Annotated in this window: 10 protein-coding genes; 5 read left to right on the top strand and 5 right to left on the bottom strand. The window is 67.1% G+C overall.

All coding sequences use genetic code 11. The features are described from left to right. Positions 1-2: 2 nt before the first annotated feature. From AB4Z55_RS07015 to AB4Z55_RS07000, 4 genes are read left to right on the top strand one after another with little or no spacing between them, the layout of a single operon-like run. Positions 3-1,508: an NAD-dependent succinate-semialdehyde dehydrogenase gene (locus AB4Z55_RS07015; protein ID WP_033206139.1), complete on the top strand. Its 1,506-nt coding sequence runs from the start codon at positions 3-5 to the stop codon at positions 1,506-1,508. A gap of 46 nt (positions 1,509-1,554) precedes the next feature. Next, on the top strand, positions 1,555-2,748 hold the full coding sequence (locus AB4Z55_RS07010) for a M24 family metallopeptidase (RefSeq protein ID WP_004021325.1): 1,194 nt from the start codon (positions 1,555-1,557) through the stop codon (positions 2,746-2,748). Between the two features lie 23 nt (positions 2,749-2,771). Further along, positions 2,772-4,010 carry a PLP-dependent aminotransferase family protein gene (locus AB4Z55_RS07005; protein WP_369519465.1) on the top strand — a complete coding sequence of 413 codons (1,239 nt, stop codon included), beginning with the start codon at positions 2,772-2,774 and terminating at the stop codon, positions 4,008-4,010. Further along, on the top strand, positions 4,007-5,215 hold the full coding sequence (locus AB4Z55_RS07000) for a M20 family metallopeptidase (RefSeq protein ID WP_369519464.1): 1,209 nt from the start codon (positions 4,007-4,009) through the stop codon (positions 5,213-5,215). The genes AB4Z55_RS07005 and AB4Z55_RS07000 overlap by 4 nt, the downstream gene beginning before the upstream one ends. Here AB4Z55_RS07000 and AB4Z55_RS06995 read toward each other — a convergent pair. The 4 genes from AB4Z55_RS06995 to AB4Z55_RS06980 all read right to left on the bottom strand — a co-directional run bounded on the left by AB4Z55_RS06995 (position 5,212) and on the right by AB4Z55_RS06980 (position 9,451). Then, entirely contained in the window at positions 5,212-6,597 is a 1,386-nt protein-coding gene (locus tag AB4Z55_RS06995) for an MFS transporter (protein WP_239403836.1), read from the bottom strand. The two genes, AB4Z55_RS07000 and AB4Z55_RS06995, sit on opposite strands and share 4 nt — an antisense overlap. Positions 6,598-6,712: 115 nt before the next feature. Continuing rightward, the gene (locus tag AB4Z55_RS06990; RefSeq protein WP_369519463.1) at positions 6,713-7,501 is read right to left on the bottom strand and encodes a GntR family transcriptional regulator; all 789 of its coding nucleotides are present in this window, start codon (positions 7,499-7,501) and stop codon (positions 6,713-6,715) included. A gap of 10 nt (positions 7,502-7,511) precedes the next feature. Continuing rightward, complete coding sequence (locus AB4Z55_RS06985) at positions 7,512-8,048, bottom strand: DUF3830 family protein (protein WP_004021320.1); 537 nt, start codon at positions 8,046-8,048, stop codon at positions 7,512-7,514. Next, positions 8,045-9,451, bottom strand: a complete 1,407-nt coding sequence (locus tag AB4Z55_RS06980) for an amidase (RefSeq protein ID WP_369519462.1) — start codon at positions 9,449-9,451, stop codon at positions 8,045-8,047. The genes AB4Z55_RS06985 and AB4Z55_RS06980 overlap by 4 nt, the downstream gene beginning before the upstream one ends. A 54-nt stretch (positions 9,452-9,505) precedes the next feature. Here AB4Z55_RS06980 and AB4Z55_RS06975 point away from each other — a divergent pair, with 54 nt between their 5' ends. Beyond that, the gene (locus AB4Z55_RS06975) at positions 9,506-10,249 is read left to right on the top strand and encodes a maleate cis-trans isomerase (RefSeq protein WP_369519461.1); all 744 of its coding nucleotides are present in this window, start codon (positions 9,506-9,508) and stop codon (positions 10,247-10,249) included. A 28-nt stretch (positions 10,250-10,277) separates the two neighbouring features. Here AB4Z55_RS06975 and AB4Z55_RS06970 read toward each other — a convergent pair whose 3' ends face one another. Next, positions 10,278-11,942, bottom strand: coding sequence for a DUF222 domain-containing protein (locus AB4Z55_RS06970; protein WP_369519460.1), 1,665 nt, complete (start codon positions 11,940-11,942; stop codon positions 10,278-10,280). Positions 11,943-12,145 lie beyond the last annotated feature (203 nt).

Raw genomic sequence — 12,145 nt, 5'->3', positions numbered from 1 at the left:
CAGTGACCGCAACCCCCCACTCCGCACCCGATGTCGTGTCGCGCGTCAGCACCGATCTCTTCATCGACGGAACATGGACCCCGGCCGCCTCGGGTCAGCGATTCGACGTGGTCAACCCGGCCACCGGCGACGTACTCGCCCGAGTGGCCGACGCCGACGCCACCGACGCCCGGCGCGCACTCGAGACCGCGGCGGCACATCAGGCCGACTGGGCCGCGACCTCGCCCCGCCACCGCAGCGAGATCCTCTACCGCGCACATCAGTTGATCATGGCGCGGGTGGACGAGATCGCCGCGGTGATGACCGCCGAGATGGGAAAACCCCTCGCCGAGGCCAAGGGCGAGGTCGCCTACGGCGCCGAGTTCTTCCGCTGGTTCGCCGAGGAGGCGGTCCGCATCGGCGGCGACTCCACCACCACCGGCGACGGATCGCACCGGATCGTGGTGACCAGGCAGCCGGTGGGGCCGTGCATCCTCATCACGCCGTGGAACTTCCCGCTGGCCATGGGAACCCGCAAGATAGGGCCTGCGGTCGCGGCCGGCTGCACCATGGTTCTCAAACCGGCCGAGTTGACCCCACTCACCACGCTGTTGCTGGCCGACATCCTCGTCGAGGCGGGTCTGCCGTCGGGGGTGCTGAACGTCGTCACCACCAGCGACCCGTCGACCGTCGTCACCGAGTGGATGGAGAGCGGACTCGCCCGCAAGATCAGCTTCACCGGGTCGACCGAGGTGGGGAAACTCCTCCTGCGCCAGGCTGCGGGGACGGTCATGCGAACGTCGATGGAACTGGGCGGCAACGCGCCGTTCATCGTGTGCGCCGACGCGGACATCTCCCGAGCCGTCGACGGACTCATGTTCGCCAAGATGCGCAACATCGGCCAGGCGTGCACGGCCGCCAATCGGGTCTTCGTGCACCGCAGCGTGATCGACGAGTTCACCGATGCCTTCGCCGCGAAGATGTCCGCGCTGCGGGTGGGTGATGGTGCGGCCGAGGGCGTCCAGGTCGGGCCTCTCGTCGAATCGAGAGCCGTCGAGAAGGTCTCGGCACTGGTGTCCGACGCCGTGGCGAAGGGCGCCTCGGTCGTCTGCGGGGGCGAGAACCCGGCCGGCCCGGGCTTCTTCTATCCGCCGACCGTCCTGACGGATGTCGGGCTCGACGCGGATCTCACGCGCACCGAGATCTTCGGACCCGTCGCCGCGATCATCCCGTTCGGCGACGCCGACGACCCGGGCGATCCCGCGGCCGACGACGAGGTCCTCGCGCTGGCCAACGACACCCCATGGGGGCTGGTCGGTTATCTGTTCAGCCAGGACGTCGACCGCTGCGCCAGACTGTCGGCTGCGCTGGAAACCGGTATGGTCGGGGTCAACACCGGCGCCGTGTCCAATCCGGCAGCCCCGTTCGGGGGTGTCAAGGAGTCCGGACTCGGCCGCGAAGGCGGACGCGTGGGCATCGAGGAGTTCCTCGACGTGAAATACACGGCCACGCCGATTCCCCGTCGCTGACAACACTTCCCGGAACCAGTCCCGTTCAGACAGGAGCGCGAAGACCATGTACCTGGGGGCTCAGCTCTTCACCGACAGCGAGTACGAACAGCGCCTGACCCGAGTCCGTGAGCTCATGGACCGACAGGGTCTGTCGGCGATCATCGTCACCGATCCGGCCAACATCTTCTATCTGATCGGGTACAACGCCTGGTCGTTCTACACCCCGCAGATGCTGTTCGTGCCGATCGACGGCGAGATGGTCTTCTACGCCCGCGAGATGGATGCGCATGGCGCACACCGCACGACGTGGTTGTCCGCCGACCAGATCGTCGGCTATCCGGAGAGCTACGTCCACCGGCCGCACCTGCACCCGTTCGACTGGGTCGCCTGGTCGTTGCGTCAGCGTCACCTCATCGCCCCGGCGTCCAACACCGGGTCGGTGGGCCTGGAGATGGACTCGCACTTCTTCTCCCCCAAGGCCTACCGCGCGCTCTTCAACGCGATCCCGGAGTGGAAGCTCGTCGACAACTTCGAACTCGTCAACTGGGTACGATCGGTCAAGTCCGAAGCCGAGGTGCAGCTCATGCGCCAGGCGGGCATGGTCTGCTCGAAGGCGATGCGCGCCGCCATCGACACCATCGACATCGGTGTCCGGCAATGCGATGCGGCGGCGGCCATCTCGCAGGCGCAGATCACCGGGACCCCGGAGTACGGCGGCGACTACCCGGCGATCGTCCCGATGATGCCCACCGGCGCGGCGGCCGACACCCCCCACCTCACCTGGCATCAGGGAACTTTCGCCGAAGACGAGGCGGTGGTCATCGAATTGACCGGTGCGCACAGCCGATACCACTGTCCGCTCGCCCGCACGGTATCGCTGGGCACCCCGAGCAAGGACCTCGACTACGTCGCCAAAGCAACCGCCGAGGGGTTGAACAACGTGCTGGAGGCCATCAAACCGGGCGTGGCCACCCGCGAACTCGCCTCCACGTGGAACTGGACGCTCGCGAAGTACGGCCTCGAGAAACCCTCACGTCTGGGTTATTCGATCGGGATCGGCTATCCGCCCGACTGGGGTGAGCGCACCATCAGCATCCGCAGCGAGGACGAGTCGGTGCTCGAGACCAACATGACCTTCCACATCGTCTGCGGAATGTGGATGGACAACTACGGTTTCGAACTGTCCGAGTCGGTCCGGGTCAGCCCGACCGGTGTGGAGACCTTCACCGACTTCCCCCGCGAACTGATCCAGAAGTAGCCACAGAGAGACGAGGTGACGAGATGACCACAACCGAAACCGCCTACCAGAACCGGCATTCGGCACCGACACTGCCGCTGGCGGGCCGCGCCAAGGACCTCGTCGGTTCGATGATCGACTCGTCGACCTCGCTGCTGGCCGCGCAGTCCCACGACATCGTGCGTTTCGCGATGGGTTCGCCGGCGGACGAGGCCGTGCCGGCCGACGAGTTCCGGCAGATCGCCGGGGAGATCCTGGACAACACGTCGTTCACCTACGGGGCGACGGAGGGCGAGCCCCGACTGCTGCAGCTCCTCGTCGACTATCTGGCCACGACTCCCGATCCGTCGTCCCTGGACCGGCTGGTCATCACCACCGGGGGGATGCAAGGACTCGACCTCGCCTGCAAGCTGTTCGTCGACCCCGGCGACCTGGTCGTCGTCGAGTCCCCGACGTACACCAACGGCAGCGCCACCGCGCTGTCGTATGGCGCGCAACTGCTCGAGGTGCCCGTCGACGACGACGGCATGCAGGTCGATCAGTTGGAGGCGCTGGTTGCTCGTACCCGTCAGACGCCCAAGGCGATCTACACCATCCCGACGTTCCAGAATCCGTCCGGCGTCACCATGTCCGAGGACCGACGCCGCGAGCTGCTGCGGCTGGCGCACACCTGGGGGTCGGTGATCATCGACGACGACCCGTACGGGTTGCTGCGGTTCGCCGGCACCGACATCCCGACCTTCCAGACCCTGAGTCCCGGTGATCCGCTGATCTTCTCGGTGCGCACCTTCTCCAAGATCCTCGCCCCGGGCTGGCGGGTCGGCTGGGTCGACGCCGATCCGTCACTGCGTCAACTGCTCATCAACGGCAAGCAGGCGATGGACACCTGCACCAACGTGCCCAACCAGCACATCGTCGCGGAGTACATCGCACGCGGCGGTCTCGAGGACCACCTCGCCGGGATCCGGGTGCTGTACCGGGAGCGCAAGAACGCCATGCTCGACGCCATCGGGCGTCATCTGGGCGATCGGGTGGTGACCACGAATCCCGAGGGCGGCTTCTTCCTGTGGGTCACGCTGCGCGACGAGTTCGCCGAGATCGACACGCGGGAACTCTTCGAGGTCGCCCTCGCCGACGGGGTCGCGTTCATCCCCGGACCCGCGCTGTCACCGGGCGGCCGCTTCCGCAATTCGATGCGTCTGTGTTTCGCGTCGAGCACGCCCGAGCGAATCGACGAGGGTGTTCGACGTCTCACGGCCAGTCTTGAGAAGATGGCCGGGTGAGTGGTGAACAGGACCTGACCGCAGCCGAGTCCGCAGTACTCGGTTTCATCGACGAGGCTGCGATCACCTCGCTCACCTCGGCGCTGGTCGAGGCGCCGAGCGAGAACCCGGGCGGCACCGAGTCGGCCGCTGTCGCCGTGCTCCAGAACGCTTGCCGCGAACTCGGTTTCGATGTGTCGACGCACGAGGTGGCACCCGGCAGACCGAATCTCGTCGCCACCGTCCGTGCCGGGACATCGCCGGGCCTGATGTTCCTCGGACACTCGGATGTCGTTCCTGCCGGCCCCAACTGGTCGGCCGACCCGTATACGGTCCGCATCCGCGACGGCCGCATCTACGGGCGCGGTGCCACCGACATGAAGGGCGGGCTCGCCGCCGTCGTCGCCGCGATGAGCGCCGTGTCCCGGGCCGCCGAGGTCGGTGTCGAACTCTCCGGGCCGGTCCGCCTCGTGTGCACAGTCGACGAGGAGGAACACGGAATCGGGGTGCGAGATCTCGTCGGCCGTCCCGCCGACCACGAGTTCCTCGGTTGCGTGGTCGCCGAACCCACCGATCTGCAGGTCGTCCGCGGCTGCCGCGGCGCGTCGTACATCGAGATCGAGGTCACCGGACGCGCCGCGCACTCGGGACGCCCCGCGGACGGGCGGAGTGCCATCGACGCCGCGGCCGCCATCGTCGAGATCATCCGTGCCGACGGCGAGCGATTAGCTCAGATCGCCGACGACCTCCTCGGTCACGGAACCTGGAATGTCGGGACCATCACGGGCGGACAGGGCATCTCGGTGGTCGCACCAGGTTGTTCGCTGGGCATCGACCGGCGACTGATGCCCGACGAGGACCCGCATCGGATCGCCGAGATGCTCCGAACCACGATCCGCGAGAAGGGGATAGACACCGACGGCATCACCGTAGACGTCCGGGTGACCATGGAGATGCCCGGTTTCGCCACCGACGCCGCACATCCGCTCGTCACCACGGCCGTCGGCGCGGTCATCGATGCCGGTGCCGACACGTCGGTCGGCGGCTGGACCGCCGCCTGTGACGGCGGGTTCGTCAGCCGCGACCTCGGCGTCCCGTCGATCGTCCTCGGTCCGGGCAACATCAACACCGACGCCCATCAGCCCGACGAGTCGGTGGCCATCGCCGATCTGGTCACCGCGGCGAGAGCGTACGCCCTCGCCGCGATGCGGCTGCTCGGCCCCTAGTTCGCTTTCTGCTTCTGCAAGGACGTGAAATCGTTCTCGAGACTCGGTATCTCGGTACCGCGGAGCGAGGCACCCGCGGTCTCCTTGAGGAAGCACAGGGCGACCATGCCGATGGCACACGCGCCCATCATGTAGACCGCCGGGAACAGGTTCCAGTCGGTGCTCTCGACGACGGCATCGTTGACCAGCGGGGCTGTGCCGCCGAAGGCGGCGGTCGCGACGTTGTAGGAGATCGCGAAACCGGCGTACCGGACCTGCGTCGGGAACATCGCCGGGAATGTCGCCGAGATGGTCGCGAGCTGCGGTATGTAGAGCACGCCCAGGATGACGAATGCCACGATCGCCCAGGCGAACCCCTGCCCCATCAGCCAATAGAGCGGCAAGGCGAGGACGAACAGGCCGATCAGCGAACCCCACCACATCGGTTTGCGGCCCGTCGAATCCGACCACCATCCGAAGAACGGGATCAGCAACATCATGACCAGCTGACCGATGAGGTTGACGACGCTGGCGGAGGTCTCGGACAGATCGATCGTGTTCTGCAGATAGGTCGGCTGGTAGGCCAGCAAGGTGTAGTTGGCGACGTTCAGCGCGATCACCAGACCGAACATCGTGATGATCGGACGCCGGTAGTTGACCAGCAGGTCCTTGAACCGGGTCCAGGCCGACCCCTTGATCTCGTTGTCCTGCTCCAGTTCCTGGAACACGGGGGTGTCTTCCATCTGCGACCGCAGGTAGAGACCGATCAGGCCCATCGGGAGAGCGAGCAGGAACGGGATACGCCAGCCCCACTGGTCCATCTGGCTGTCGGTCAGCGCCAGCTGCAACAGCAGGACGAACAGTGTGCCGCCGCAGAAGCCGGCCAGCGTTCCGAATTCGAGGAACGATCCGTACTTGCCGCGTTTGTTGTCGGGCGCGTACTCGGCCATGAACGTTGCGGCACCGCCGTATTCACCGCCGGTGGAGAAGCCCTGGATCACCCTGAGCAGGATCAGCAGGACCGGCGCCCAGAAGCCGATGGACGCGTGTGTGGGCAGCAGACCGATCAGCGCGGTCGCGCCGGAGATGAGCAGGATGGTCATCGCGAGAACGGATTTGCGGCCGATACGATCGCCGATGGGTCCCCAGACCATGCCGCCCAGGGGCCTCAGCACGAAGGAGATCGCGAAACCGAGCATGGTGCCGACGGTTCCGAAATCGCCCGGGAAGAATGCCTGGGTCAGATAGACCGAGGCCGCGGCGTAGACGCCGTAGTCGTACCACTCGGTGGCGTTGCCGATCGCCGAGGCGCCGATGGCCTTTCGGAGGAGTTTCTTGCCCTCGGGAGAGTTCGGGTCCGGTGCGAGCTGCTCGTAGGTGTCTGCTGTCGTCGTGTCGCTCATCTGCGCTTCCTGATTCGTGGGGCCGCTGAGGGTCGAGCTCGTCGTGCAGCGCTCGGTGGACCCACGAGATGCACTCAGCGACGTTCTCGACTGTGTGCTCTCCGGCCGCGGGCGATCAGCCCCTGGCCACCTGAAGGTTTGCGGCGTCCTCGCCGTCACCGATCAGGCGACGCAACCCGTCGGCCATGTGCTCGATCATCAGAGCATCCGCCGCCGCGGCATCTCCCGCGGCGATGGCGTCCACCAACGCCTGGTGTTCGTCGATCCGATCCTTTCCCGAGGAATACGTTCCCCGCATGGCTCGCAGGCACATTCGCGTCTCCACGAGAATCGTCTCGTGCAGGCGCGAAAGCCTCTGACTTCCGGCGTATTCCACCAGGGTCTGATGGAAAGCCATGTCCGCCTCCGCCATCCCGGCGCCGTTGGGCTCGCCGATGTGGTCACGCATCGCGTCGACGGCCTCACCCAGCGCCTGCACCGCCTCCTGCTCGCGATGCGCGATCACCTGCTGCGCGGCAGCACGTTCCACGGCGGTCCGCGCTACGTACATGTCCCGGATGTCGTCGTCCTCCATCGACACCACGAACAGCCCGCGGTTGCGGTGGCTGACCAGCAACCCCTCGGCGGTGAGACGCTGCATGGCCTCGCGGAGGGGACCACGACTGACGCCCAGGTCGGCCGCCAGCCCCGACTCCGTCAGTTGCGAGCCGGGTGCGAAGTCCCCGTTTGCGATCGCATCGTGCAACTTACGCGCGATGATCGCCGGTGTCGATTCCTGAACCAGCGGCGACAACACCCGGCGACGTGGCGATTTGCTCTGTTTTGGCTGGTGAACGACGGTCCGATCAACCCCCGGATCCTCCGGACCCGGAGTCTCGGCCCCCACCTTCATCGTCACCGTCATCCCCTCTTTCTTACCGTGAATGGCGCGCATAAGTCAGTGTTTCCCCGCGCGCGCCGCCCATCCAGACGTCGTTGCAGGCAGCTGCGAACTCGTCGAGACCCTCGACGATGGTCGCGAACACATTGCCCGGGACCCAGCCCACATCGCCGTTGACCAGCAGATTGTTGCGGCCGTAGAACACCGCGAGGTCGATGAGCAGCCGATGCTCGGCGGGGGCCGATCCGCTGTCGTAGCCGTAGGCCGGGTTCTCGAGCACCCCGTCGAAAGTGAAATAGCACAGATCACCCGGGATCGGGGTGATGGTGGTGTTCTCCATCCCCGGTTCCGCCGGAGCGAAGGCCGGCAGCAGCGTGTAGATCTCGTTGCGCGCGAACTTGCCGTGAAAAACCTGCCCTCCCAGCGGCAGTGCGTCCCAGACCGCGGCGGCGGTGCGCGGCGCCTCGGCATCCAGCATCCGCGCCACCGCGCGCACGCCTCGCTTCTCCAGTGTCACGGTGATGAATCGGTCATCTCGGGACCGTGCACCCGTCCGCTGTTCCTCCGTCACGGCCGATCCCCCAACATGGTGAAGCCGGCGGCCGCCTCGTACGCCGCCGCGACGCGCAGAACGGTTGCGTCATGATGGCGTGCGCCGACGAACTGCGCCCCGGTCGGCAGACCATCGGCGAATCCGCTCGGCACGGAGATCGCCGGTTGGCCGGTGAGATTGAACGGGTAGGTGTAGGGGCTCCACGAGGTCCAGTCGGGAGATGCCGACCCGTCGGGAACCGTGCGACCGGCCCCGAATGCGACGGTCGGCATCGACGGGGTCAGCAGGACGTCGAATTCCTGGTGGAGAAGGCTCATCTGGGTGCCCATCTCCATCCGCAGGGCGGTGGCACCGACGACATCGGCCGCGCTGAGGTCGCGGTGGCGCTCGAGCGCTTCGATCAGCAGCGGGTCCACCCGCTCGGCGGCATGCGGGCCGAGCCCCCGCACGACGACGCCGGCACCGGCGAACCAGATGACGTGATAGGCCCAGGCGGGGTCATCCCAGCCCAGATCGACCTTCTCCACCGTCGCCCCGAGCTGCTCGAGGACTGATGCGACCCGATCGGTATTCGCCTGGACACCTGGGTCATTCGAGCCGAATCCGAGATCGGCGCTGTACCCGACACGGAGATCCGCGAGGTCGCGAACCTCGTGGACCGCCGTGGCCATACTCGTCGACGACGGGGGCAGGGCGGACCAGTCGCGCGCGTCGAATCCGCTCAAAACATCCAGCAGCGCAGCACAATCCGACACGGTCCGTGTCATCGGGCCGACGTGTGCCACCGGCGCGAACGGACTCGGCGGATACATCGGCACCCGTCCCATCGTGGGTTTGAACCCGACGACGCCGCAGTAGGCGGCCGGTATACGGATGGAACCGCCACCGTCGGTGCCGACCGACAGCGGCCCCAGACCGGCGGCGAGGGCCGCGGCACTGCCCCCGCTCGACCCGCCCGATGTCCGCGTCGTATCCCACGGGTTGCGGGTGACACCGGTCCGCGGACTGTCGGTCACGCCCTTCCAGCCGAACTCCGGCGTGGTGACCTTGCCGAGTAACACCGCGCCGGCCTCACGCAGACGGGCAACGGCAGGCGCGTCGGTGTCCCACACCATCTGATCGGGTTCGATCATCAGCGAACCGCGCAGTGTCGGCCATCCGGCGGTGAGGAGGAGGTCCTTGATCGAGACTGGCACTCCGTCGAGTGGACCGATGGGCGTCCCGGCCGCGAATCTCGCCGTGGATTCCACGGCCGCAGCCATCGTCCGGTCCCGGTCGACCAGGCAGAACGCGTTGATCGGCGGATCGACGTCCTCGATGGCGTCGAGCAGCTCCGTCGCCACCGTCTCCGGTGTGAGCGCACCGGTACGGTAGGCCTCGGCCAGTTCCGTGGCGCTGAGCCACCGCGTGGCGTCCGACATGCGCCCCCTCGGAGAGTTGGTAGATTGTTGACAATCTACCTTGGAGGTGTGGGCGTGACAACTGCCGTCGCCATGCTGTATCCCGGCCACGCCGCCGAGGACGACTACGAACTCATCGAGGCGGCCATCGGTGCCGCGGCACCCTCCCTCGGGGTCCGATTGCCGGTCCTCATCACCGAGGTGGACTCCGACGATCACACCGTCGAGGCCATGGCGGCGGTCGGCGAACGGGGCCGCCTCGCCGACGGCGTTCGGCGAGCGCTGGACCACCATCCGTCGGCGGTCATGTGGGCGTGCACCTCCGGCAGTTTCGTCTACGGCTTCGACGGCGCCCGACGCCAGGCCGCCGACGTCGCCGACCGGGCGGGCCGTCCGGCCTCGTCGACATCGCTGGCGTTCGCCGGGGCGTGCAGGCATCTCGGCCTGTCGCGGGTCGCGATCGCCGCGACCTACCCGGAGCCGCTGGCCGCCCGGTTCATCGGGTTCCTCGCCGACGCCGGTGTCGAGGTCGTGGCCCTCCGCGCCAACGACATCGGGACCGCCACCGAGGCAGGCACGTTCGACGGTGACGGGTTGTTCGAGATGCTCGCGGCTGCCGACTGCGATTCGGCACAGGCGATCGTGGTTCCCGACACCGCATTACACACCGCGATGTGGATCACCGACCTCGAGGCCTACGTCGGCAAACCCGTGCTCACGGCCAACCAGGTCACCGCGTGGGAGGGGCTCCGGCTTGCCGGTCTCTCGGTCGAGGTGCCCGGCCTCGGGAGCCTGTTCACCTCTCCGCCTGCTGACTAAGCCGTGTCGAAACCACCCACCGGTCTCGTCAGAACGGCGGCGGGTCGATGCGGTCGAGTTCTTCGCGGGCTCGTTTGTTGCGGGCGCGTTCGTGTCGCCGGCGGGCCAGTTTGGCGTCCAGTCGGCTATGGGGGCGCTCCGGGTTGTCGTCGGAGGTGATCACCCGCGGGGTGGGTGGGGCTTGGGCGGCTTGTTCGAACCGGATACGCCGCAGGTTCGGGAAGGTGTCTTCCAAGGTTTCGGCATCCCCGGGCAGGGTGACCCCTTCGGGGGTCTCGTATTCGGTGACCAGGCGTCCGTCTTCGTCGCGGTACTGCACATCCACCCACTCCCCATAGGTCTTGAAGAGATGCCCGGGGCGGCACTTGGCGTTGAGGTTCTCACTCGACGTCGCCCCACCCCGGGCAGGGTCGGTGTGGTCGTATTCGGAGACGTGGTCGAGATCGCAGGCGAACGCTGAACGGGTGCAGCCGGGTTCGGTGCAATACCCGTCCCGCACCCGCACGAAGTCGGCACACGACGTGGTCGGCCGGTACCCGTTGCCGGGATGGGTCGCCGGATACACCACTGCGACCGCTGCGGTGGCGGCATCGGTCGATCCGTCGAATTGCACTGCGGTGCGATAGTTCTCGCTGTCGGACTGCGGTGTCACGTCTGGTGCCGGGCGCCCGGCGGTCCGCCGCTGTGCATCGTCGCTGCTGCGGGCCACATAGGTCGGTTGGGTGCGGGCCGGGGTGACCGGGGACAGCGTGGCGTCCGGGCGGGCCGCGAGGTCACGCACATGCTCATCGGAGACTATGCCGTGCTCGTCGAGGAACCCCACCCCCGGCGCACCAGCCAGGGTCGCGGCATCGGTCACCACATGAATCACGACCTCGGCGCGCACCGCGTCGAGGACGCTCTGCGGGTCCGGGATGTCGGCGGTACACGGCTGTTCATCGTCGCACTGGCACTCGAATGCCGTGCGGGTCAGCAGCGCGAACATCGCATCCGACTGGCGGTGCCCGCGCTTGCGACCGTCTCGCTTACAGACGGAGTCAGCGAGGATGGCGACGGCTTTGGCCGAGATCCGCACGTTCTCCGCCGACATCACCGCGGTGAGTTCGGCGGTGCCGTCGGGCAGTTCGTGGGTCCACACCCCACGTTGGTCCATCGCGTCTTTGCGGCGTTGGCGTACCGCATCGGGGTCGTGCCGGAAGACCAGTCGGTCGACCATGTCCCGTAGCCGCGCCCGGTCCCACACGCCCGAGCGCCGGCGAATCGTCGCGGCGATCTCGGCATCCAGGCCGGGGGTGATCGGGTCGTCGGCGGGGATCAGCTCGGTGCGGGAGAGGATCAGCCGGATCTGCCACTGCGACAGGATCCCGTCACGCAGGGTGTCCGCGACCTCGGGGAGCCGGTCTCGTAGCGCGATAGCGTCGTCGATCAAGATTTCGGCCTGCCGTCGTGACACCGCGGCTTGGCGGGCGATCCGGGCGGCGCAGTCGGCGTGGCCGTCCATCACGAATCCCGACGCGCTGGTGGTGACCAGGCGGTCGGTCATCGCCGCGATCGTCTGATATCGATGCCAGGCGAGATAGGACTCTCCGCGTCGGGTGGCGTCGAGGCCGGCGATCAACATGACCATGTCGGTCTCGGCGGCGTGGGCAGGATCGACCCCGGCGACGAACTCGCCCGGCAGATCGGTCCACACCCTCACAACGCCCCCCGACGCCTGTTTCGTCACCCGCCCAGCTGGGTGACTTGTTACCAACCAATGTAAACCCGACCACCGACAATTTCGAAAGAGTCTCCACCGCAGGTGAGATCGTCGTCGACGAAATGAACTCTGCGAGTTGCAGTATGGTTCTGGCCGGGTTCGCGGGTGGCTGAGTTCCTCGGGTCACCAGGTGGTTT

This window comes from Gordonia sp. ABKF26 (assembly GCF_041103195.1).
In the GTDB taxonomy this organism is placed as follows: domain Bacteria; phylum Actinomycetota; class Actinomycetes; order Mycobacteriales; family Mycobacteriaceae; genus Gordonia; species Gordonia terrae.
This window is presented reverse-complemented; position numbering and strand designations above follow the sequence as displayed.